19 protein-coding genes and 2 pseudogenes are annotated in these 23623 nt (G+C 70.8%); 5 read left to right on the top strand and 16 right to left on the bottom strand.

Annotated features, from left to right (window positions below):
* Positions 1-373 precede the first annotated feature (373 nt).
* Positions 374-2066 (top strand): annotated as a pseudogene (locus G9373_RS38650) (transposase).
* Between the two features lie 56 nt (positions 2067-2122).
* Here the strand turns inward: G9373_RS38650 and G9373_RS47120 are convergent.
* The 6 genes and pseudogenes from G9373_RS47120 to G9373_RS38675 all read right to left on the bottom strand — a co-directional run bounded on the left by G9373_RS47120 (position 2123) and on the right by G9373_RS38675 (position 5803).
* Positions 2123-2266, bottom strand: a complete 144-nt coding sequence (locus G9373_RS47120) for a polyketide synthase (protein WP_346842904.1) — start codon at positions 2264-2266, stop codon at positions 2123-2125.
* A 332-nt stretch (positions 2267-2598) separates the two neighbouring features.
* A pseudogene (locus G9373_RS48400) lies at positions 2599-2889 on the bottom strand (acyl carrier protein); the annotation flags it as partial.
* A gap of 167 nt (positions 2890-3056) precedes the next feature.
* The gene (locus tag G9373_RS38660; protein WP_133986676.1) at positions 3057-3584 is read right to left on the bottom strand and encodes a hypothetical protein; all 528 of its coding nucleotides are present in this window, start codon (positions 3582-3584) and stop codon (positions 3057-3059) included.
* Positions 3581-4162, bottom strand: coding sequence for a hypothetical protein (locus G9373_RS38665; RefSeq protein WP_005255056.1), 582 nt, complete (start codon positions 4160-4162; stop codon positions 3581-3583). The genes G9373_RS38660 and G9373_RS38665 overlap by 4 nt, the downstream gene beginning before the upstream one ends.
* 59 nt (positions 4163-4221) lie before the next feature.
* The gene (locus G9373_RS38670; protein WP_246859973.1) at positions 4222-4932 is read right to left on the bottom strand and encodes a TVP38/TMEM64 family protein; all 711 of its coding nucleotides are present in this window, start codon (positions 4930-4932) and stop codon (positions 4222-4224) included.
* Positions 4933-4981: 49 nt separating this feature from the next.
* On the bottom strand, positions 4982-5803 hold the full coding sequence (locus G9373_RS38675) for a PaaI family thioesterase (protein WP_120659098.1): 822 nt from the start codon (positions 5801-5803) through the stop codon (positions 4982-4984).
* A gap of 117 nt (positions 5804-5920) precedes the next feature.
* Between G9373_RS38675 and mutA the strand changes: the two genes are divergently transcribed.
* From mutA to meaB, 3 genes are read left to right on the top strand one after another with little or no spacing between them, the layout of a single operon-like run.
* Entirely contained in the window at positions 5921-7837 is a 1917-nt protein-coding gene (gene mutA / locus G9373_RS38680; RefSeq protein ID WP_133986677.1) for a methylmalonyl-CoA mutase small subunit, read from the top strand.
* Positions 7834-10098 (top strand): methylmalonyl-CoA mutase, encoded by a 2265-nt coding sequence (gene scpA, locus G9373_RS38685; protein WP_054248772.1) that lies wholly within the window; start codon positions 7834-7836, stop codon positions 10096-10098. Before mutA ends, scpA begins: the two co-directional genes overlap by 4 nt.
* A 1-nt stretch (position 10099) precedes the next feature.
* Entirely contained in the window at positions 10100-11104 is a 1005-nt protein-coding gene (gene meaB, locus G9373_RS38690; RefSeq protein WP_005255064.1) for a methylmalonyl Co-A mutase-associated GTPase MeaB, read from the top strand.
* On the opposite strand, the gene G9373_RS38695 is transcribed toward meaB, so the two are convergent.
* Positions 11093-12124: a nucleoside hydrolase gene (locus tag G9373_RS38695; protein ID WP_133986678.1), complete on the bottom strand. Its 1032-nt coding sequence runs from the start codon at positions 12122-12124 to the stop codon at positions 11093-11095. The two genes, meaB and G9373_RS38695, sit on opposite strands and share 12 nt — an antisense overlap.
* Entirely contained in the window at positions 12121-12588 is a 468-nt protein-coding gene (locus G9373_RS38700) for an OsmC family protein (RefSeq protein ID WP_054248771.1), read from the bottom strand. Before G9373_RS38700 ends, G9373_RS38695 begins: the two co-directional genes overlap by 4 nt.
* A 90-nt stretch (positions 12589-12678) precedes the next feature.
* On the opposite strand from G9373_RS38700, the gene G9373_RS38705 reads away from it, so the two are divergent.
* Complete coding sequence (locus G9373_RS38705; protein WP_133986679.1) at positions 12679-13308, top strand: maleylpyruvate isomerase family mycothiol-dependent enzyme; 630 nt, start codon at positions 12679-12681, stop codon at positions 13306-13308.
* On the opposite strand, the gene G9373_RS38710 is transcribed toward G9373_RS38705, so the two are convergent.
* The 8 genes from G9373_RS38710 to gndA all read right to left on the bottom strand — a co-directional run bounded on the left by G9373_RS38710 (position 13292) and on the right by gndA (position 23518).
* A complete protein-coding gene (locus tag G9373_RS38710) occupies positions 13292-14629 on the bottom strand; it encodes a CoA transferase (protein ID WP_133986680.1) in 1338 nt (445 codons plus the stop codon). The two genes, G9373_RS38705 and G9373_RS38710, sit on opposite strands and share 17 nt — an antisense overlap.
* Positions 14626-15486 carry a 3-methyladenine DNA glycosylase gene (locus G9373_RS38715; protein ID WP_133986681.1) on the bottom strand — a complete coding sequence of 287 codons (861 nt, stop codon included), beginning with the start codon at positions 15484-15486 and terminating at the stop codon, positions 14626-14628. The genes G9373_RS38710 and G9373_RS38715 overlap by 4 nt, the downstream gene beginning before the upstream one ends.
* Positions 15487-15490: 4 nt before the next feature.
* Positions 15491-16579: a hemolysin family protein gene (locus G9373_RS38720; RefSeq protein WP_005566222.1), complete on the bottom strand. Its 1089-nt coding sequence runs from the start codon at positions 16577-16579 to the stop codon at positions 15491-15493.
* Positions 16572-17942, bottom strand: coding sequence for a hemolysin family protein (locus G9373_RS38725; RefSeq protein ID WP_054248878.1), 1371 nt, complete (start codon positions 17940-17942; stop codon positions 16572-16574). The genes G9373_RS38720 and G9373_RS38725 overlap by 8 nt, the downstream gene beginning before the upstream one ends.
* A 306-nt stretch (positions 17943-18248) precedes the next feature.
* Positions 18249-19685, bottom strand: a complete 1437-nt coding sequence (locus G9373_RS38730) for a GuaB1 family IMP dehydrogenase-related protein (RefSeq protein WP_054248879.1) — start codon at positions 19683-19685, stop codon at positions 18249-18251.
* 3 nt (positions 19686-19688) lie between these two features.
* On the bottom strand, positions 19689-20567 hold the full coding sequence (locus G9373_RS38735) for a DMT family transporter (RefSeq protein ID WP_005255080.1): 879 nt from the start codon (positions 20565-20567) through the stop codon (positions 19689-19691).
* 5 nt (positions 20568-20572) lie between these two features.
* Positions 20573-21970 (bottom strand): DEAD/DEAH box helicase, encoded by a 1398-nt coding sequence (locus G9373_RS38740; RefSeq protein WP_005255082.1) that lies wholly within the window; start codon positions 21968-21970, stop codon positions 20573-20575.
* 96 nt (positions 21971-22066) lie between these two features.
* A complete protein-coding gene (gene gndA, locus G9373_RS38745; RefSeq protein ID WP_005255084.1) occupies positions 22067-23518 on the bottom strand; it encodes an NADP-dependent phosphogluconate dehydrogenase in 1452 nt (483 codons plus the stop codon).
* Positions 23519-23623: the final 105 nt, after the last annotated feature.

The following is a 23623-nucleotide window of genomic DNA, read 5'->3' on the forward strand; positions in this document are numbered from 1 at the left end:
GACCTCCTCGGCGCCCCGATACCACTGACCCTGACCTGAGGACACCGTCGACAGAACAAAACCACAACCACCCACTAAACCACCTGGTCAAACCACATAAACTGCTGCCAAACCGCCGCAACTTCGGGCTAAATGTCGGAGGTCGGCGTTACAGTACGAGGCCGTACGAGAGGGGGGTGCCACATGTGCTGGTGGGAGGGTTGATGGATGACGTCAGGGCGGTGCCAGCATCGTTGTCCGGTCGGTTCTCTGCGCTGCGGTCGACACGGAATCACCACCGGCTGTGGGGCGGCGCCGGGACGGTGAGCATGGCGGGCGATCGCGAGTCGTCTCGGACTACAACGGTGCTCGCCGCTCATGAATTGGGCCCGGCATGACCGGGCCGGGATCGACCGTGCCGCGGCAGTTCGCGTTCACCACCCGCGCCCATGTGGCGGTCGACGCCGTGACCGGCGAGCCGATCGGCCTCGACGACGTCGACATCCGGGTGAGGTGGCTGCTCGACCTGATCGCCGCGGCGGCCCGCCTCGGCTGGAACCCAACCTATCCGGACGGGTTTATGTGCCGTCACGGGTCACGCGGGTGGTGACCGCGCAGGTGATGGCCACCTTGCGGACCCTGACGTATCGGGACACCGCGATCACGGCACTCTCTCAGCGATTCGACCCGGCCACCGGCGCTGTGGCACCGGAGACCGGGTCACCGGACTACGTGCCGCCCGGCTTTGCCCGGGGTGTGCGACGTCAGCTCGCCGCCCGCGCCCGCGGTGGTGGGGCACCGGCCGGCCGGCTGCGGATCACCGACCTGCAGGAACCACCGCAGACGAGCGCGATGGCCCGTTTGTCGGCCGCCGACCGGCAGCTCGCGCAGCTTGCCGTAATCGGTGATGAGCTGGTGCTGACGGTGAAGTTGCCGACCTGCCCCACTCCCACGGGGCGGGCGCAGTGGCGGCGGGTGCGGCTCACCGCGGCCATCCCTGAGCACCTGCACGGCCGGGCGATCACCGACTGGCACCTGCCGACCCTCGTCCTCGACCGTCGAGGTCTGTTGTGGCGATGCGCGGCGACCGAACTCGTCCCGGCAGACGACCTGGACTCGGCCGCCGTCGCGGTCGGGGTGGACTGGTCGCCGTCGACTCTGGGTGCCGCCGCCATCACCGCCGCCAACCCGGACGGGCTGGTGTCGGACTACCGGGGCTGGACCTACGACGACCGCGGCCTCGGAATCAAACTTGCCCGCCTGCAAACCGAAGGTCAACTGCTGCACCGCAAAGCCGCCCGGTTGACCCAACTGGCCGCGACCGCACCCCCCGAGGTCCGAGCACAACTCGACGCGAAGATCGCCGTCCTCGACGGGCACCGAACCGCTGTCGGCGTCAAACGGGGAAAGATCAACCGGGAACTGGCGTTCCACTTCGCCCGCCAGGCCACCGACTACGCCGCCGACGCCCAGGCGCAGCTGATTGCAGTGGAAGATCTCACCACCCTCGAGACTCGCGGACACGGACGCGTCAACAACAACCGGGCCGCGCAGTCCGCCCGCCGCCAAGCCGTCGCCGCCCTCGCCCACACCGCCGCAGGTATCGGCATCACCGTGGTCTCCGTGCCGGCCCGGGGATCGTCCGCACAGTGCCCGGGATGCGACGAACCACTTGCACGCCCCGGCGGCTACCACGCCGCATGGTGTTCACGCTGCCGGGTCGGCGGTAACCGCAACCACCTGGCGGGGGTGAACCTGGCCAAACGCGCGCTGCTCGGCAAGAACAAAACCACCCGGCGGCGTGAGCAGTTACCCGCGATCCGGGTCGCCGAACACGCGCCGGTGCGGCAGTGCCGGGACAAGAAAGGTCCCACCCCGAGCAGACCACGGCACCGCCGGGTCCGCCACAGCCTGCCCACCGTGACACCGCGGATGGGGGTGAATCCGAAACAGCATGTTCCTGCACCACAAGCGTCGGTGTGGGACACGGTCAAACCCACACCACCGCACGATGAGGCGGGTAGCCGTGACACACGTCTATCTCCCCGCCCGCCACGCAAGCGGCAAAGGACATGAGATCTACGTAGACGATGTCGTGGATGACCAGGCAGCAGGATGACCGTGACGTTGGTGGCGTGTCCGCTCACGAGGGCGATCCGTCCTCGGTGCCGAGCGGGCTGGCCAATTCGGCTTTGAGTTCGCGGTGTACCGGCTTCTCCTCGGACAGCAGCCGACTGGCCGAGCGGGAAGTGCCGTCGCGGGCGACCGTGTCCTGCACCGCCGACACGACGGCGGGGTGCCCGGACAGGCCGAGGTAGTTCTAGCTGGAGAAGTTGTCGACCTCCGCGCCCCAGATGATCGACGTGTCGCGCGTGGCGCCGTCGTTGACGAGGAAGTACGGGTTGCGAGCCCCTCGGCCGTGTTCAGCCGTGCGGCGAGCGCCTGAACCTCCGGGAACCCCGCGATGCGGAACTCGGGTGCGACCGCGGTGCGTAGGGCCTCCGGTTCCTGCGGACCGACGGTTCTGGCCGTGGGGGACACGGGTGCGTGGTGCGAGGTCACGTGCGCGATGACATCGCCGAGAGTGCGGCTAGGTGAGAACCAGTGCGGTTCGACGACGAGACCGGGGAATGCGCGGCTCACCCCGCCGACCAGGTCGGTGATCATGATCGAGTTGAATCCGAGGTCGCCGACGAGCGTCTGCATCGCCTTCAGCGCCGCTGCCGGGAATCCTCTGACCCGGGCGACTTCCGCGCGCACCCTCGTCGCGACGTCGCCGACCGGTGTAGCGGGGACCCGGCCCGGCGTTGGCGTCGCCGCCGGCACGGGGAGGGCTACTGCGGGAACGCCGTTGGCGGCAGCAGCGAGGACGGCGGCCTGTTCCCGGAAGAGCGCGATCAGTTGTTCCATGGTGGTGTCTCCAGGTCGGGCGTCGGGCGTCGTGTGGGCAGGTGCGGGGTCGGCGCGGCCGTGGGTGCGTCGTCGGGTATCCAGAAGCGGGCGGTAGTCGCGAACTCGTATCCGCTGAGCCGTCGGCGGACTCGGGTACCCGGCTCGTGGATGTCGCCCGGGGACGGCTAGGTGATGAGGGCGCGTCCCGTTCCGCAGACCGCGATCGCCCAGAGCACGCTGGCGAACGTGCCGATGATGAATTGTTCCGACGCGTGCGGTTCGCGCAGCTCGGGGTAGCGGGCCAGTCCCTTGACCGCCAGGACGACGGCGATGCCCTCCGGCCAGCCCGCGAGGATCGAGGCCGCGACGGCGGCACGCTCGAGGAGTCCGATGATCCGTCCGCCGCGCAGCGGCCCGGCGTCGGGCCGCTGGTCGGATCCGGCGTCGGGCTGGCGGCGCGCGATGCGGAACGCGGCGAGCACGAGGGGTGCCCCGCCGGTGGCGGCGGCCGCGACGCACAGTACGAGGGTCGCGGCGAGCGCGAAGCCCGTGACCGGGGTGGTGGCGGAGGCGGCGAGCTCGGCGACGGCCAGGGCGAGCGCGACCACGATCGGCGCCGCCCACTGCGACATCCAGCGGGGGCTGCGGGGCGCCGCGAGGGCCAGGGGTGCGACGGCGGCGACGCCGAGCGCGATGAGTGCGAGGGTCGTCACGTGTCCGCCTTGCGTAGGAGTCGTTCGGCCAGTCGTCGTCCGGCGGTCTCGACGTGCCAGCCGGCGGTGGAGAGTCGTTGGGAGACCGCCTGTTTGCTGATGCCCAGCGCGCGGGCCGCCTCGGTCTGGGTGGATCCGTGCCGCATCTGTTCGACGGCCTCGCGGCCCTCCTCGGTGCGGCGCGCGACGAGGACCGCGACGAGGGTGAGGGCGGTGTCGGCGTCGGCGGCGCTCTCGGGGTCGGAGCCTTCGACGGCCACCCGCCCGGGGGCGCTCTTGGCGCGGTCGACGGCGACCCGTGCGGATTCGAACGCGGGGCCGCGACCGGCCCGGGTCTCGGCGGGGAGGGGTTCTTCGACGGGTCCGGCGCCGATGCCGATGCTCCAGTGTTCGCGTCCGACGAGGTCGAGTGCGAGGTCGACGACGGTGGCCGGGTCCGCGACGACGGCCTGGACCTCGTCGCCGGCGGTCCGCTGGAACGGGCGGACGAGGTCACGGTTCGCGAATTCGGTGAGGAGTTGGGCGACGCGGTCGACGTCGCGGCGGCTTCCGCGCTGGTCGACCGTCAACACGAACATGGGTCAAGGTTAGAAACTAGATATTAATATGTCAAGACTCAAAGCTTGACTAGCTGGGTTCAAGGCTGGGCTATTGACTCGTCCTCGGCGGGGCGGTCGACGGCCACGTCCGGCATCGTGTCGCCGGAACCGTCCAGCGGCCGCCGGGAGTCCACCACCAGCCCGGCGATTCCGATGACGATGCACACCGCGGACAGCACGAGAAGTCCCGGCTTCGTCTCCCCGGTGAGGGCGTCGCCGAGAACGACGATGCCGACGGTCCCCGGCAGCACACCGACCACCGTGGCCAGCACGTACGGGACCAGCCGGATCGAGGACACCCCGGCGCAGTAGTTCACCACGGAGAACGGGACGAACGCGATCAGTCGCAGTGAACCGACGGCGAGCCAGCCGCGCCGGGCGATCCGCTCGTCCACCCGGCGGATCGTCGGATTGGAGATGCGCTGCCACACCACGTCCCGGCCGACGGCGCGCACCAGGTAGAGGGCGAGCACCGCACTCACCGTCGATGCCAGCACTGCGATCGCGATCCCCAGCCACGCACCGAACAGCAGACCGGCACTCAGCGTGAACACCGTGCGGGGGAACGGGAACACCGTCACGAGCGCGTGCACGGCGAAGAAGACGAGCGGGAAGGCCGGCCCGACCGACCGCGCCCATTCCCGCACCTGCAGCACGGACGGGTGCGGGGCCAGCAGCGCCACGACGACCAGCGCGACTGCCAGTACGGCGACGCCGATCACCCTGCGGTCTCCGAGGCGTCTCTTCACAGGGCATCAGGCTACCCGGGTGACCGGGGCGGGGCGCCGTGAGCGCCGGTCAGGACAGGCGTCGGCGCCCGGTCACGGTCGCCTCGACGCAGATCCGCCCGCCCGAGGTCCCGGCCACCCGGGCCACCGCCACCGAGCGGCCCGCCCTGACCACGTCCGCGGTGAACGTCGTGTCGCGGTCGAGGGGAATCGGGCGGAAATAGTTGATCCGCACGGACGCCGTGTCCATATCCGCGCCGGCCCGGCTCAGGGCCGCGTTCGCCGCGAGGTCCATCGCGCACCCCTGGACGCCGCCGTGCATGAACCCGAGTTTGTTCGCGACCAGCGGGTTGGCCGGCACCACGACCCGCACGTCGGGTCCGTCCTCGATCCGCCCGCCGATCCAGTCGAGCGGCGCGACCCCCGGTTCCGGGAAGTCGAGGAGGGCCGACCCGTCCGCGCCCGGCGCCGGCAGGTCCACGAAGTTGCCCCACAGGGTGCCGGTGGCGATCAGGGTGCCCGCCGAGTCGTGGACGCGGGCGGTCGAGGTGCCGCCGTCCGCGGTGAGTGCGAGGAGCCGGCTCTCGGCCTGCAGCGTCGGTCCCTGCCACCGCCGGGGTGTCACGACGTCCACCGACAGCTCGGCCGAGACCAGGCCGTCGCGTGTTCCGCGCCGGTCCCAGACGGTGAATCCCAGGAGATCGTCGAGCAGCACGGCGAGGACGCCGCCGTAGGCGGTCCGGGCGGTATTCGGGGCGAGCGCGCCGATGTCCATGCTCATACGATTGAGGGGTTCGCCGCGGTCGTCGACGTCCCGGGTCGGCGCGCCGAGACCGAACAACCGCTGCGTGGCGGTGCGATCGGTGACCACCGGTTCCTGCGCAATGCTCATGACCTGAGGTTATGCATCGTGTGGTGATCCTCACGATAGGGGGCGCCGAACTGCGGCTAGCATCACAGTCACACAATGTATTGATCGATCGCTCATCAGGGAGAGGAAGCCGACACCGTGTCATTAGCTTCAGAAGCCGAGGAAGCTGCGCGGGCGTACGCCGACTGGCAGCACTCCGTGGCCGGAGTCCTCGCGAAGTCGCGTCGGATCGACGCCGCGGAACTCGGTCCGGAACCCCAGAAGCTCCTCGAGACCGTCACCTACGACGGTGTCACCGTCGCGCCGCTGTACAGCCCGCGCGACGAGCGTCCGGAACAGCCCCTGCCCGGCACCTTCCCCTACGTGCGTGGCGCGGACGCCACCCGGGACGTGAACGCGGGCTGGCTGGTCAGCGCCCGCTTCGGCGAGGGCGCGGAGGCGGCGGACGTCAACCGCTCCGTTCTCGACGCGCTGGAGAACGGTGTCAGCGCGCTGTGGCTCGCCGTCGGCGGCGCCGACCTTCCGATCCGGTCGCTGGAGACGGCGCTCGACGGGGTGCTCCTCGACCTGGCCCCGCTCACCCTCGACGCCGGAACGGACGCACCGCTCGCGGCGCGGGCACTGTTCGCGCTGCTCGACGCGCGTGCCGCCGCGGGTGACGGGGTCACCGACCGCACCGCAGTCCGCGTCGACCTCGGGACCGCCCCGCTCACGAGCGCGTTCTCCGGTGCCGCTGACGTGGAACTCGGCGACGCGGTGGCCCTCGCGGCCGAGTCCGCGGCGCGCTCGGAGAGCGTGCGGGCAATCACCGTGGACGGCACCGTGTTTCACAACGCCGGCGCGTCCGACGCCGAGGAACTCGGCGCGGCGATCGCGGCGGGCCTCGAATACCTGCGGGCCCTCACCGAGAGCGGCCTGACCATCGGGCAGGCGCTCGGGCAGCTCGGTTTTCGGTTCTCGGCCACCGACGACCAGTTCCAGACCATCGCCAAGTTCCGGGCGGCGCGGCTGGTGTGGGCGCGGATCGCCCAGGTGTGCGGCGCCTCCGACTTCGGCGGCGCCCCCCAGCACGCGGTCACCTCGGCCGCGATGATGGCGCAACGCGATCCGTGGGTGAACATGCTCCGCACGACGCTCGCCGCGTTCGGTGCCGGTGTCGGCGGCGCGGACGCCGTCACGGTGCTGCCGTTCGACGCCGCACTGCCCGCCGGGGCGCTGGGGGTGTCGAAGACCTTCGCCGCCCGCATCGCCCGCAACACCCAGCTGCTGCTGCTCGAGGAGTCGCATCTCGGCCGGGTGCTCGATCCGGCGTCCGGCTCGTGGTACGTCGAGGACCTCACCCAGCAGGTGGCGGCCAAGGCGTGGGAGTTCTTCCAGCAGATCGAGGCGGCGGGCGGCTACCTCGCCGCGCTCGATGCCGGCCTGATCGGCGACCGGATCGCGTCCACCCGCGCCCAACGTGATTCGGACATCGCGCACCGCAAGACCACCGTCACCGGGGTCAACGAGTTCCCGAATCTCGCGGAAGCGCCGCTGCCCGCGGGCGCCGCGGAGACCGGGAGCGTCGCCCGGTACGCCGCGGCGTTCGAGGCGCTGCGGGACCGCTCCGACGCCTTCCTGGCGGCACACGGTGCGCGACCCGCCGTCTTCCTGGCCCCGCTCGGCCCCGTCGCCGAGCACAACGTGCGGACCACGTTCAGCACCAACCTGCTGGCGTCGGGCGGCATCGAGGCCCGCAACCCCGGTCCCCTCGCCATCGGTGACGGCAGCATCGCCGCCGCCGCGAAGGACTCCGGCGCCGGCATCGCGGTGATCTGCGGTACCGACAAGCGGTACGCCGCCGAGGCCACCGCCGCGGTGGAGGAACTGCGCGCGGCCGGTGTCGGCACCGTGCTGCTCGCCGGCCCGGAGAAGGTCGTTGCCGACGCGGACGGCTCCGCCCGGCCCGACGGATTCGTCACCGCCCGTATCGACGCAGTCTCGGTCCTGTCCGGCCTGCTCGACACCATCGAGAGCTCGAGTGACTCCTCGGGCGACACAGGGAGCAAGAAGTGACTACTCGCGAGGTCAAGCACGCGATCGGCAGCTTCGCCGACGTGCCACTGGAGGATCCGCAGTTTCCGCAGCCGTCCGCCCCGACCCCGGAGCAGACGGACGAGCTGATCGCATCCGCCGCGGCAGCCAACCACTACAGCCCGGAACAGGTGGTGTGGTCCACGCCCGAGGGCATCGACGTCAAACCGGTCTTCACCAAGGCCGACCGCGACGCCGCCGAGGCCGAGGGCTACCCGGTGGGCAGTTTCCCGGGCGCCGCACCGTTCGTGCGCGGACCGTACCCCACCATGTACGTGAACCAGCCGTGGACGATCCGCCAGTACGCGGGCTTCTCCACCGCCGCCGAATCCAACGCCTTCTACCGCCGCAACCTCGCGGCCGGGCAGAAGGGTCTGTCGGTGGCGTTCGACCTGGCGACGCACCGCGGCTACGACTCCGACCATCCGCGGGTGCAGGGTGACGTGGGCATGGCCGGGGTGGCGATCGACTCGATCCTGGACATGCGTCAGCTGTTCGACCACATCCCGCTCGACAGCGTCAGCGTCTCGATGACCATGAACGGTGCGGTGCTGCCGATCCTCGCGCTGTACGTCGTGGCCGCCGAGGAGCAGGGTGTCGCCCCGGAGCAGCTGGCCGGAACCATTCAGAACGACATTCTGAAGGAGTTCATGGTCCGCAACACCTACATCTATCCGCCGAAGCCGTCGATGCGGATCATCTCCGACATCTTCGCGTACACCAGCGCGAAGATGCCGAAGTTCAATTCGATCTCCATCTCCGGCTACCACATCCAGGAGGCCGGGGCCACCGCCGACCTGGAGCTGGCGTACACCCTCGCGGACGGTGTCGAGTACATCCGTGCGGGTCTCGACGCCGGCATGGAGATCGACAAGTTCGCGCCCCGGTTGTCGTTCTTCTGGGCGATCGGCATGAACTTCTTCATGGAGGTCGCGAAGCTGCGGGCGGGTCGCCTGCTGTGGAGTGAACTGGTCGCGAAGTTCGAACCGAAGTCCGCGAAATCGTTGTCGCTGCGCACCCACTCGCAGACGTCGGGCTGGTCGCTGACCGCGCAGGACGTCTACAACAACGTGGCCCGCACATGTGTCGAGGCGATGGCGGCGACGCAGGGGCACACCCAGTCGCTGCACACCAACGCCCTCGACGAGGCCCTCGCGCTGCCGACGGACTTCTCCGCCCGCATCGCCCGCAACACCCAGCTGCTGCTGCAGCAGGAGTCGGGGACCGTCCGTCCCATCGACCCCTGGGGCGGATCGCATTACGTCGAGTGGCTCACCCACCAGCTGGCGAACCGGGCCCGCGCACACATCGCCGAGGTCGAAGAGGCCGGCGGCATGGCGCAGGCGATCAGCGAGGGCATCCCGAAGCTGCGGATCGAGGAGGCCGCGGCCCGCACGCAGGCCCGCATCGACTCCGGCCGGCAGCCGCTGGTCGGCGTCAACAAGTACGTGCCGGACGAGGCCGACGAGATCGAGGTCCTCAAGGTCGAGAACTCGCGGGTCCGCAAGGAGCAGCTCGAGAAGCTGGACCGGCTGCGCGCCGACCGCGACTCGGACGCCGTCGAGGCGGCGCTCGCCGAACTGAGCCGCGCCGCGGCCACCACGGAGGGCGGCATGGAGAACAACCTGCTGGCCCTGGCGATCGATGCGGCCCGCGCGAACGCGACGGTCGGCGAGATCTCCGAGGCGCTCGAGAAGGTGTACGGGCGTCACCAGGCCGAGATCCGGACCATCAGCGGTGTGTACCGGGACGAGGCCGGAAAGGTCGACAACATCAACAAGGCAACGGAACTCGTCGAGAAGTTCGCGGAGGAGGAGGGCCGGCGTCCCCGTGTCCTCATCGCCAAGATGGGGCAGGACGGCCACGACCGCGGCCAGAAGGTGATCGCCACGGCCTTCGCGGACATCGGATTCGACGTGGACGTGGGACCGCTGTTCCAGACCCCGGAGGAGGTCGCCAACCAGGCGGCCGACAACGACGTCCACGTGGTCGGTGTGTCGTCGTTGGCCGCAGGTCACCTCACGCTGGTGCCTGCGCTCCGGGAAGCCCTCGCCGCAGTGGGACGTCCCGACATCATGATCGTGGTCGGGGGCGTCATCCCGCCCGGCGACTTCGCCGAACTGTACGAGGCGGGTGCCGCCGCGATCTTCCCACCCGGGACGGTCATCGCGGACGCCGCCAGCGGCCTGCTCGAGAAGCTGGCCGCGCAGCTCGGCCACGACCTGACGGGCACCCCGGAATAACATGGGGCGACCTCCAGTCGACATCGATGCGCTCGCCCAGGCCGTGCGCGCCAATCAGCGCGCCGGCCTGGCGAAGGCCATCACCCTGGTCGAGTCCACCCGCACCGACCACCGGGAGGCGGCGCAGCGGCTGCTGCTCGAGCTGCTGCCGGAATCGGGGAAGGCGCACCGGGTCGGGATCACCGGTGTGCCCGGCGTCGGGAAGTCCACGTTCATCGACGCGCTCGGGATGCACCTGATCGGGCAGGGGCACCGGGTGGCGGTCCTGGCCGTCGACCCGTCGTCGACGCGCACGGGCGGGTCGATCCTCGGCGACAAGACGCGGATGGCGCGTCTGACCGTCGAGAAGGACGCCTACATCCGGCCGTCACCGACGTCGGGCACCCTCGGCGGTGTCGCGAAGGCGACCCGCGAGACGATCGTGCTGCTCGAGGCCGCCGGATTCGACGTGATCCTCGTCGAGACGGTGGGTGTCGGGCAGTCCGAGGTGACGGTCGCGAACATGGTGGACTGCTTCTGCTTCCTCACCCTGGCCCGCACCGGCGACCAGTTGCAGGGCATCAAGAAGGGTGTCCTCGAACTCGCCGACCTCGTCGCCGTGAACAAGGCGGACGGCAAACACGAGCGGGAGGCGAAGGGCGCCGCCCGGGAACTCGCGGGTGCGCTGCGGCTGATCTACCCGCACGACGCCGTCTGGACGCCGCCGGTGATCACGATGAGCGGTCTCGAGGGTGTCGGTCTCGAGGACTTCTGGAACACCGTCTGCCGGCACCGTGAGGTGCTGACCGCGGCCGGGCAGTTCGAGGAGAACCGGCGCCGCCAGCAGGTGGACTGGACGTGGACGATGGTCAACGACCAGCTGCTGCGCCGGCTCGCGTCCAACACCCGGGTCAAGGCGATCCGCGGCGAGATCGAACAGCGGGTGCGGGACGGTTCCCTGACGGCGGCCCTGGCCGCCGCCGAGATCCTCGACGCGTTCGACGGCCCGGACGCGTCAGCCGACTGATTTCGCGAAGCGCCCGACCCGGTCGACGAGATCGTCGAAGAACGCGGCCGGGTCGGTGCTCACCGCGATGTCGACGTTGGGTTCCCGGTTCCAGTGACCCACCCAGTCGGCGACCGTGGCGCCCCGGGTGAGCCGGCCGTGCAGTTCGACGTCGACCGTAGCGGGTCGGGTGCGGGCGATCGCCGGGTTCAACGCCACCGCCGCCGCGAACGGGTCGTGCATGTGCGCCAGGAAACCCTGGTCGTGGGTGCGGTGAAAGTCCATGTAGAACCGGATGGCGTCGGACAGGTGCCGGATCACCGGGTTGGAGGCGGTCGAGCGCACCTGCGGTCCGTCGTCGGGGGAGATGATCTCGGCGGGTGCGCTTCCCGCCGCCTCCGCCAGCCGCCGGACGTGGTCCGGTGTCATCTCGATCGTCTCGGTGACGTCCAGTCCGCACAGGATCGGACGCCGGCCCTCCGGCAGCCCGGAGAACGCGTCGAACACCTCCTTGGCCGCCTCCGGATCCACCGACACGTTCCATTCACCGGTGGGGGTGGTGTTGCCGGGGTGGTTGAACGCCCCACCCATCACGACCAGTCGCCGCAGCAACCGGGGCAGTGCGGGTTCCTCTCGGATCGCGAGGGCCAGGTTCGTCAGCGGCCCGGTCACCAACCCGGTCAGCTCGCCGGGGTGGGTGCGGACCCGGTCGACCCACAGGGTGGTGGCGTCCCGCTCCGACAGCGACCGCCCGGACGGGGGGAGGACGGCGTACCCAATGCCCTGGGGTCCGTGCGTGTCCTCGGTGGTGCGCAGCGGGCAGTCCAGCGGCACCCGGGCGCCGAGCGCCACCTCGATGTCGGGTGCGCCGCACAGGGCGAGCCAGTTCAGGTTGTTCGCCGCGACCTGCTCGACGGGCACGTTGCCCGCGGTGCTGGCGATGCCGGCGATCTCCGCCTCGGGACTGGCCAGCAGGTACAGCAGCGCGAGGGAGTCGTCGATGCCGGTGTCGACGTCCACGATCAGCCGCTGCCTGCTCACGCCGTCACCACCGTCGGCCGGTGGTGCACGGGGAACGCGACCGACCGGGCGATGAAGCACCTCGCGTGCGCCCGGGCGTGCAGCGACTCGGCGCGCGCGGCCATCGCCGTATCCGCGACGGTCACCGTGGGATGCAGTACGACCTCGGTGAACTCGCCCGCCCCGTCCGGGTGTTCGACCATCGTGCCCGTCGGGTCGTCCCGGTAGTCGACGACGACCACACCGGCCGCGGCGGCCAGGCCCAGATTCCAGAGCATGTGGCACTGCGACAGCGACGCGACGAGCAGTTCCTCCGGATTCCAGCGGGTGGCGTCGCCGCGGAACGACGGGTCCGCGCTGCCCGGCAGATCGGGTTTCCCGGCCGCCGCGATCACGTGGTCGCGGTCGTAGGCGTCCGGGCCCGACGTTCCCGCGCCGCGGTTGCCGGTCCAGGTGACCGTCAGCGTGTAGTCGTGTGTGCTCACCCGACCATTCTTCACGGCTGCGCGATGAGTTTCGCCGGCGGGCACGGTCTGCCTACGTAGAGCACGACACGGCGACCGGAGGAGACGGACATGGCACGGGACACGGCACCGGGCTGGGTCGCAGGGGAGCGGCACGACCTGGCGTCGATGCTGGCGCGACTGACGCCGGAGCAATGGGACGCGCCGTCGCTGTGCGCGGGGTGGCGCAGCCGGGAGGTGATCGCGCACATCACCATGCCGTACCGCCTGTCGACGCCGCGGATCCTGCTGAAGATGGTGAAGGCGCGCGGCAACTTCAACCGGATGTCGGACGCGCAGGCCCGCGAGGACGCACGGACCCTGACCGCCGACGCGCTGCTGCACACCCTGGAGGAGAACGTCGCGCACCCGTGGAAGCCGCCGGGCGGCGGCTTGGAGGGGGCACTGTCCCACGACGTGATCCACGGTCTCGACGTGTCGGTGGCGCTCGGCCTGGGCAGGCGGGTCCCGGACGACCGCCTCGACCGGGTCCTCGGCGGCGTCGGCCCGAAGCACGTCAAGTACTTCGGCACCGACCTGGCGGGCGTGCAGCTGACGGCGGACGACCGAGCCTGGACCTACGGTGCGGGCGCGCCGCTGCGCGGTTCCGCCCAGGACCTGCTCCTCGTGCTGTGCGGACGCCGGTTGCCGCCGGGACATCTGACCGGGGAACCGAGCCCGCGGTTCACGGCGACGGTGTGACACCGGACCAGCCGGGGGTGTCGCCACCCCAGGGCCGGGCCGGGAACGGGTAGTCGTCGAAGTCGGCCAGGGCGGGACGGGCGGTCACCACGTCGCCGTGCGCGGTGAGGCACCGGGGCCCGGGCACCGCGGCCGGCGGCGGATCCTCGGATCGGCCGTCCGCGGCCAGCAGCCACGCGCCGGTGCGGGCGAGTGACACGTCGACGGAGCGGCCGCGCCCGTCGACGTGCCCCGCGGCGAGGGCGTCGACGATGCCGGCGGCGAGCAGATAGCCGGTCGCGTGGTCGAGTGCCTGCGCGGGCAGCGCGCCCGGGGTGTCGTCGCCGCCCTCGATCGTCGCGATCCCCGACGCCGCCTGGACGATGCTGTCGAAGCCGCGGCGGTGCGCCCAGGGGCCGGAGCCGCCCCACGCGCACACCCGTCCCCGCACCAGATGGTCGGGGGCATCGTCGAGTAGACCGTCCAGCGCGCCCGGCCGGTACCCGGTGACGACGACGTCCGCCTCGGCGAGCAGGCTGTCCCACACCAGCCTGCCGTCGGCGGACCGCAGATCGAGCAGCGCGGACCGCTTGCCCTGCCCGGTGTCGAGGTGCTGCACGACGATCTCGGGGATCGCCGGCGGATCGATCCGCAGCACGTCGGCGCCGAGCAGCGCCAGCGTGCGGGTGGCGACCGGACCGGCGATCACCCGGGTCAGGTCGAGGACCTTCACCCCCGCCAACGGCCCCCGGGCGGATTCCCGGCGGGAGCGTTGCCGTGTCCCGGGACGGGAGCTCGCGGCGTGCACGACGGTGGACACGAGGTCGCCGGACGCCGCGGCCGCACCCTGCGGGCTCGCCGCCCACTCCGCCGCGGTCCGCACGCGCACGGCGATGGCCTGCGCCGCGGCGGCACGGTCCTCGACGTCGGCGGCGGTCAGGTTCCCGACCCGGGCGGCCACCGAGTCGCGGCCGGCGTCCTCGGGGAGGTCGAGTGCCGCCAGCAGTCTCGCGCGGTGATGCGGGTAGTTGGCGTGGGTCCGCACCCAGCCGTCCGCGGCCGCAAAGAACCCCGACAGCTCCGCGAAACCGGACACCGGGGCGCCCGACACCCGCAGCAGCCGGTCGCTCGCGAACGAGGCGGCGATCCGCTCGGGATCGAGCCGCCACGGCCGGGGGTCGCGGCCCACCGCGCTGTCGAACCGGTCGACGGCACCGGTGAGCGCGGCTACCGAACCGGCCGCCAACGTGAGGACGGGGAGGCGGGCCGCCAGGTAATCACCGGGGAGTTCGGTCTGCGTGACGATCTCGGCACAGTAGCGGTCGTAGCCCGGGAGAGTCATGGGCTCACGGTAGCGAGCAACCGGCGGCACCGGTCACGCAGTGCGGCACGAAGCGGTGCGGCGCGGGCGGCCAGCGCCGACTGCTCCCGGACGTACTCGGCGCGGCCGTGCGGGGTCTCGATCGGGATCGGGGTGTACGCGTAGGCGGTCAGGTCGTACGGGCTGGCCCGCATGTCGAGTTCCCGTGCGGCGAGCGCCAGCTCGAAGCAGTCGACGGTCAGGTCCGAGTCGATCATCGGCGCCAGCTTGTAGCAGTACTTGTACAAATCCATGGATGCATGCAGGCACCCGGGCTGTTCCCGCCCGAGCTGGTCTTCGCGGGTCAACGTCTCACTGTTCCGCGGTTCGGCGGCGGGGGTGAAGAACCGAAACGCGTCGTAGTGGGTGCACCGCAGGTGCAGCGACTCCACGACGGAGTCGGTGCCGCCCGGCCCGAGCCGCAGCGGGATGCTGTCGTGCCGAACCTCGTCCGATCGGTAGACCATCGCCCACTCGTGCAGGCCGAAGCAGGACAGGTGGGTGGGACGCGCGGCGGTCGCCTCCATCAGTCGTGTGGTGAAGGCGACCGTGTCCGAGCGGCGCTGCAGGAACTCCGGGTCGACGGTGACCCCGGCGTCGGTGCGGTGATACCCGCGGAGTTCGGCGTACTCTTCCCCGCCGGCGAGGACCGTTCCCCACCCGGGGTGCCAGCGCAGCAGCTGATTCGGCCGGTAGCTGTAATAGGTGAAGAGGAAGTCGATCACCGGGTGGGTCTCGCCGCGTTCCCGGCGCTCCAGGTGCGGTCCGATCAGTGCGGACACCCTCGCCCGGTGCCGGTCGCGGCGAGGGATCCACTCCGACGCATCCAGAACGTCCATCCGATCAGCTCGATCGCTGTCCCGGATTGACGCCGTTGACGCGGTGGGTGCCGTCGCGGACGGTGCCCACGTATTCCTCGACGAGGTCCTCGAGGGCGACGATGCCGACGATCTGCCCGGACGGGTCCGCTGCCGCCCCCAGATGGGAGCTGGCACGGCGCAGACTCGCCAGGGCCTCCGCGAGCGGGGTGGTGGTCGACATGCACGGCAGCGGACGGATGTCCGACCGCGGGATCACGGTGTCGGGTCCGGCCTCCTCGTCGAGGATGTCGTCGAGCACGTCCTTGAGGTGCAGGTACCCGACCAGTGAGCCGTCGTCGGCGCGCACCGGGTACCGGGAGTACCCGGTCTCGACGACGGCCTGCTCGATGGCGCCGAGCCGGGTTCCGCCCTCCGACAGGGGGATGGTCCGGGCCTTGTCGAGGGGGATCATCACCTCGCTGACCGTGCGGTCGGTGGTCTCCAGCGCCTGGGTGAGCCGACGGTGTTCTTCCGCGTCGATCAGTCCCTCGGAACGGGATTCGCCGATCATCTCGGACAGTTCCACCGCCGACACGGTGACGTCGAGTTCGTCCTTCGGCTCCACCCGCAGCAACCGCAGCGTCAGGTTGGCGCACAGGTTGTAGAAGGAGATCAGCGGGCGGGCCAGCTTGATGAACAGCAGGTGCACCGGGACCAGCAGCATCGCCGTCCGCTCCGGGCCCGCGAGTGCGATGTTCTTCGGCACCATTTCACCCAGCAGGATGTGCAGCACCACGACCAGCGCCAGCGAGATCGTGAACGCCACCGGGTGCAGCAGCCCGGCGGGCAGGCCGACCGCGTGGAGCGGGACCTCGAGGAGATGCGCGATCGCCGGTTCGGCGACCTTGCCGAGCAGGATCGAGCAGATGGTGATGCCGAGCTGCGCGGCCGCGAGCATCAGCGACAGGTTCTCGCCCGCCGTGATCACGGTGCGGGCACGTTTCTTGCCCTGCGACTCCAGGGCCTCGAGCCGGTCGCGGCGGGCCGAGATCAGCGCGAACTCGGCGCCGACGAAGAAGGCGTTGCCCCCGAGCAGCACGAAGGTGAGCAGCACACCGAAGAGGTCACTCATCGTCGTCCTCCTCGCTGTCGGTGTGGGCGGTCTCGTCGGGCTTCGGGGTGAGCAGCACCCGGTCGATGCGCCGGCCGTCCATGTGGGTCACGGTGGCGACCCACCGGCCACCGGGGTCGTGCGCGCCCTCGGGCAGTGGGAGTTCGACCTCGTCGCCCTCGTCGGGAATCCGCCCGAGTTCGGTGAGGACGAGTCCGCCGAGGGTTTCGTACTCGCCGTCGGGTGCGGTGTAGCCGGTCGTGTCGGAGACCTCGTCGACGCGGAGCAGCCCGGAGCAGGACCAGCCGTCACCGACCCGCTGGACGTCGATCTCGGATTCGTCGTGCTCGTCGCGGACGTCGCCGACAATCTCCTCGATCAGATCCTCCATCGTGACCATCCCGGCGGTGCCGCCGTATTCGTCGACGACGAACGCGACCTGCATGCCGTCGGACCGGATCCGCTCCATCAGGGCGTCACCGTCCAGGCTGGAGGGCACCACCGGGACCTTCTGGGCGAGCGAGTTGAGGCGGGCGGTGCGGCGGCGATGGGCGGGCACCGCGAACGCGTGTTTGATGTGGACGATGCCGACGGCGTCGTCCAGGTCCCCGTCGACGACGGGGAAGCGGGAGAACCCGGTGCGGGAGGCGGTGTCGATCAGGTCGGCGACGGTGTCCGTGGTGGACAGGGTCTCGATCTTCACGCGCGGGGTCATCAGTTCCTCCGCGGTGCGTTCCCCGAACCGCAACGAGCGGTTCACCAGCAGCGCCGTGCCCTTGTCGATGGCGCCGCGCTGCGCGGACGTCCGCACGAGCGACCCGAGTTCCTGAGGGGACCGCGCCGACCGCAGTTCCTCGGCCGGTTCGATGCCGAGGCGGCGCACCAGCCAGTTCGCGGATCCGTTGAGCCCGTTGATGGCCCACTTGAAGATGAGCGAGAACGCGGCCTGCATGCCGGCCGTCGCACGTGCCGTGGGCAGGGGGTGGGCGATGGCGAGGTTCTTCGGCACGAGTTCGCCGAACACCATCGAGAACGAGGTGGCGAGGACGAGGGCGATCACCAACGACGTTGCCGCGGCAGCGGATTCGCTGAACCCGATCGCGGACAGCACCGGGGTGATGAACCGGGCGAGGACCGGTTCGGACAGGTAACCGGTGATCAGCGTGGTGATGGTGATGCCGAGCTGCGCCCCGGACAACTGGAAGGACAGGGTGCGGTGGGCGTGCTGCACCTGCCGGGCCCGGCGGTCACCGTCGCGGGCGTGCGAGTCGACGGTGCTGCGTTCGAGGGCTGTGAGGGAGAACTCGGCCGCCACGAACAACGCGGTGCCCGCGGTCAGGGCGAGAAAGCCGAGCAGAGCGAGAATGCTGAGCGCGATGTCCATGTGTCAACGCCGCCGAGCTGAGGAACGGGGGTCGCCGGGTTTGTCACCCGGCTCGCTAGAGGAGCCCTCCGAACCGGCGGAATCGGAATCCGATTCCACGGAGCAGGAGGCGACGGCACTCCCGGAGACGGCGGGTGGGGCGCTTGCTTCGTGTGTGGGTGCCGCGGGCACCGGAGTCCTCTCGTTCGGCCTCGACGGCCCGGACGGGTCCGGCGCCGAGAACTGGTGTGGTTGAGCGACCCATGATACCGGTGGATGTCCGGTTCCGTGGAACAGGACACCCACCGGCACATCAGGATGCGGTCGTCACCAGCCGGCCGGCAGCGGGCGGCCCTCGGCGAACCCGGCGGCGGACTGCACACCGAGAACGGCCCGCTCGTGCAGTTCCGCCAGCGTCCGCGCGCCCGCGTACGTGCAGGTGCTGCGCACACCCGAGCAGATGTGGTCGATCAGGTCCTCGACGCCGGGGCGGTCCGGGTCCAGCCGCATCCGGGAACTCGAAATACCCTCCTCGAACAGGCCTTTCCTGGCCCGGTCGAACGCGGTGTCCGTGGCGGTGCGCGCCGCGACCGCACGCTTGGAGGCCATGCCGAAACTTTCCTTGTACGCGTTGCCGGACTGGTCCACCCGCAGGTCGCCGGGTGATTCGTAGGTGCCCGCGAACCACGACCCGATCATCACGTTCGACGCGCCCGCGGCGAGGGCGAGAGCGACGTCGCGGGGGTGACGGACACCTCCGTCGGCCCACACGTGCGCACCCATCGCGCGGGCCTGGGTGGCGCATTCCTCGACGGCGGAGAACTGCGGCCTGCCCACCCCGGTCATCATCCGGGTGGTGCACATCGCGCCCGGTCCGACACCGACCTTCACGATGTCGGCGCCCGCGTCGATCAGGTCCCGGGTGCCGGCGGCGGACACGACGTTGCCGGCGACGAGCGGGACACCGAGGTCGGCCTTCTTCAATGCACCGAGCACGTCGATCATCTTCTGCTGGTGGCCGTGCGCGGTGTCGACGACCAGCAGGTCGGCCCCCGCGTCCACCAGGGCGCGCGCCTTCGCGGCGACGTCGCCGTTGACGCCGACGGCCGCGGCGATCCGCAGCTTCCCGTTGCCGTCGACGGCGGGCTGGTAGATGCCGTCCCGGATGGCGCCGGTGCGGGTGAGGACCCCGGCGAGGGTGCCGTCGGGGTGGACGATGACGGCGAGGGAGTCGTGTTTGCCCTCGAGGAGTTCGAACACCTCCCGCGGTGACGCGGAGTCGGGGGCGGTGACGAAGTCGGTGAGCGCCACCGAGCGCAGTCGCGCGAACCGGTCGACGTCCGTGCAGGAGGCCTCGGTGACGACACCGACGGGGCGGTCGTTCTCGACGACGACCACGGCGCCGTGCGCCCGCTTCGGCAGCAGCGCCAGGGCGTCGGACACGGCGGCGTCGGGGCCGAGTGTGACCGGGGTGTCGGCGACCAGATGCCTGCTCTTGACGAACGACACGGTCTCCGCGACGGCAGGCGCCGGAAGGTCCTGGGGGAGAACCACCAGACCGCCGCGGCGGGCGACCGTTTCCGCCATGCGGCGTCCCGAGACCGCCGTCATGTTGGCGACGACGATCGGGATGGTGGTGCCCGACCCGTCCGAGGTGGCCAGGTCGACGTCGAATCGCGAGGTGACCTCGGTGCGGTTCGGCACCAGGAACACGTCGTCGTACGTCAGGTCATAGGGAGGGCGATGCCCGTCGAGGAACTGCACATGTCAGGACGATACCGGGGAAGTTGCGGTGGTGTCGGATGTCCGCTGGGCCTGCGACCTGGACAGTCCGATCGTGGCCACCAGCATCACCGCGACCGCGCAGCCGACCACCACGAGTCCGGGGCCCGACACCCGCAGCCGCTCGTCGAGGACGGTCATGCCGAGGAAGACGGCGGCGAGTGGTTCGGCGATGGTCAGTGCGGGCAGCGACGCGGACAGCGGACCCACCTGGAACCCGCGCTGCTGCAGATACACCCCGACCAGGCCGGCGGCGACGAGCGCCCACGCCTGCCAGCTGCTCAGCACCGCCCACAGCCCGCGGGGCACCAGTTCGACGACGTACTTGGTGAACGCGACCGCCACCCCGTACAGGATGCCGCCCGCCCCACCGAGCAGCAGCGCCCGCCATCCGGGGTCGATCTTCGACATCCCCGCGGCGGCCGCGACCGCCACCACGGCGAGGAGGATGCCGAGCGGCACCACCCATTCGCGGAACGGGGCGTCGATGTTGCCCTCGGTGGGGTCGCCGATCACCAGGAAGACCGCGAGCGCGACAGCCAGTGCGACGGCGAGGGCCCAGGTGGTGCGGCTGAGCCGGTACCCGGAGAACTTCGCCGACAACGGCAACGCGAACAGCAGCGCCGTCACCAGCAGCGGCTGCACCACGAGCACCGACCCGAGCGCCAACGCCACCGCCTGCATCGCGTACCCGCCGCCGTCCCCGACGAAGCCGGCCCACCAGCGGGGACTGCGCAGCAGGGTGGTCATCAACGCGGCGTCCTCGGGGACCGCGGACGCCGCGCTCTGCTGGGCGACCGACGCGCACGCGAACAACAGCGCCGCGATCAGCGCGCACACGATCGACGCGAACGGCAGGGACATGCCTCTCAGTGTGCCCCGCGGTTGCGGTGTCCGTGCGGAGTTGACGCAGGTCCGGGTTTCCGGCCGCGTCGGGCACCCGCCCGCGGTGCTCCGCCGTCCCCGGGCCGGCCGCGGCGGGCCGGGCGACCGCCGGTGTCGTGCGCCTGCCTGCCCTTCTTCGGGGTGTCCTGCGCCGGTGCCCGGGTGTCGGGTGCGGGGACCGCCTTCCCGGTGGGGCGGCGGGCGCCGGTGATCTCGGCCAGCACCGTGTCGCCGGGCCGCACCCGCACGCCGTCCACCTCGATCCCGGCCTTGCGGGTCAGCTTCTCCACCTCGGCGCGTTCGTCCTCGGTGACGAGGGTGACCACCACACCGGACTCGCCGGCGCGGGCGGTGCGGCCCGCGCGGTGCAGGTAGTCCTTGGGGTCGGCCGGGGGGTCGACGTGGACGACGAGTGAGATGTCGTCGACGTGGATGCCTCGCGCCGCCACGTCGGTGGCGACCAGGACGGGGGTGGTGCCGTCGGCGAACGATTCGAGGGTGCGGGTGCGGTTGTTCTGCGCCTTGCCGCCGTGCAGGGCGCCCGCGGAGATGCCCGCCTCGTGGAGTTGCTGCGCGAGCCGGTCCACCCCGTACTTGGTGCGCACGAACATGAGGGTGCGTCCCGCACGTGAACCGATATGTGCCACAACGGATTTCTTGTCGACCCGGTCGACGAACAGCAGGTGGTGGCGCATGGTGCCCACCGACGCGGTGACCGGCGCCGTCGAGTGGGTGACCGGGTCTCGCAGGTACCGGCGGACGAGGGTGTCGACCTCCCCGTCGAGGGTGGCCGAGAACAGCAGCCGCTGACCGCCCGCCGGGGTCTTGTCGAGGATCGTCGTGACCTGCGGCATGAACCCCAGGTCGGCCATGTGGTCGGCCTCGTCGAGCGTCAGCACCGTCACGTCGTCCAGCGACACCGACCCCTGCGCCACGTGGTCGGCGAGGCGTCCCGGCGTCGCGATCAGCAGGTCGACACCCCGCGACAGGATCTCGACCTGACGTTTGATGGGAATCCCGCCGACGACGTTCGCCACCCGCAACCCCACGGACAGCGCCGGCTCGTCCAGCGCGCGCTCGATCTGCAACGCCAGTTCACGGGTGGGCACCAGGACGATGCCGCGCGGGAAGCCCCGCCTGCTGGCGGCGCCCTTGAGCCGCACGAGCATCGGCAGTCCGAACGCGAGGGTCTTCCCGGAGCCGGTCGGGGCGCGGCCCAGAACGTCACGGCCGGCGAGGACGTCGGGAATGGTGGCCGCCTGGATCGGGAACGGCGCCCCGATGCCACCACGGGCGAGGGCATGGGTCATCACCGCGGGGAGACCGAGCGCGAGGAACGTCTCACCCACCGGTGCGGGGGAGGAGAACTCGTCGTCGGGCATATCGAGAAGGCTACCGCCTCCGAGCAGGGGCCTCCGACGCCTCGGCCGTGACGTACACGCGGTACGTCACGGCCGGGGACGGGCAGTCGGCGAGGCTCAGACCTGCACTTCGCTGCGGTCACCGCTCCACAGGGTGTGGAACTTGCCCTCCGCGTCGACCCGCTCGTAGGTGTGGGCGCCGAAGAAGTCGCGCTGCCCCTGCGTCAGGGCTGCGGGCAGCCGCTCCGCGCGCAGGGCGTCGTAGTAGGACAGCGACGACGCGAACGCCGGCACCGGGATCCCGAGCAGCGTGGCGGTGGAGACCACCCGGCGCCAGCTGTCGATGGCCGTCTCGATGGCGTCCCGGAAGTACGGGGCCAGGATGAGGCTCGGCAGCGTCGGGTTCTCGTCGTACGCGTCCTTGATGCGGTTGAGGAACCGGGCGCGGATGATGCAGCCGCCACGCCAGATGGTCGCGAGGTCGGCGGGGTGCAGGTCCCAGTCGTATTCGGCACTACCGGCCGCGATCTGGTCGAATCCCTGCGCGTAGGCCACGACCTTCGACGCGTACAGGGCCTGCCGGATGTCCTCGGTGAACTGGGCGGCATCGGTGGGCTTGTCGGCGAGCACGCCGGACGCCAGCCCGACCGCGGCCTTGCGCTGCTCGCGGGACCCGGACAGGGCGCGGGCGAACACGGCCTCGGCGATCCCGGTGACGGGGACACCGAGGTCGAGCGCGGACTTGACGGTCCAGCGGCCGGTGCCCTTCTGCTCGGCGGCGTCGACGATGACGTCGACGAGCGGCTTGCCGGTCTTGGCGTCCTTCTGCCGCAGCACCTCCGCGGTGATCTCGACGAGGTAGCTTTCGAGGTCGCCGCCGTTCCATTCGGTGAACACGTCGGCGATCTTCCCGGCGTCGTAGCCGAGGGCGGACCCGAGCAGGTTGTACGCCTCACCGATGAGCTGCATGTCGGCGTACTCGATGCCGTTGTGCACCATCTTCACGAAGTGACCGGACCCGTCGGGGCCGATGTGCGTGCAGCAGGGGGTGCCGTCGACCTGCGCGGCGATCGACTCGAGCAGCGGGCCGAGGGCCGCGTAGGACTCCTTCGGTCCGCCCGGCATGATCGACGGGCCGTTGAGCGCGCCCTCCTCGCCGCCGGAGATGCCGGCGCCGACGAAGTGCAGGCCACGCTCCCGGAGGGAGGCCTCACGGCGGATCGTGTCCGTGTAGAGGGCGTTGCCGCCGTCGATGATGATGTCACCGGGCTCCATCGCCGCGGCGAGTTCCTCGATGACGGCGTCGGTGGGGTCGCCGGCCTTGACCATGATCAGCACGCGGCGCGGCTTCTGCAGCGCGCCCACGAACTCCTCGATCGTCTCGGTGCGGACGAAGTCGCCCTCGCTGCCGTGCTCCTTGATGAGGGCGTCGGTCTTGGCGATGCTGCGGTTGTGCAGCGCGACCGTGTGACCGTGCCGGGCGAAGTTGCGGGCGATGTTCGAGCCCATGACGGCCAGTCCCGTGACGCCGATCTGGGCGCGGGCACCCTCAGTGTTGTCGATAGTCATGGATACAGCATTCCCTCTCGCTCGGCGGTAGTGAAATCGGCGGCTACGAAAACCTCAACCGCCTAAGCCAAACATACGAAGGCCGGCCGTCGCACACGCGACGGC

The organism is Rhodococcus sp. A14 (assembly GCF_011603105.1).
Classification (GTDB): domain Bacteria; phylum Actinomycetota; class Actinomycetes; order Mycobacteriales; family Mycobacteriaceae; genus Rhodococcus_F; species Rhodococcus_F opacus.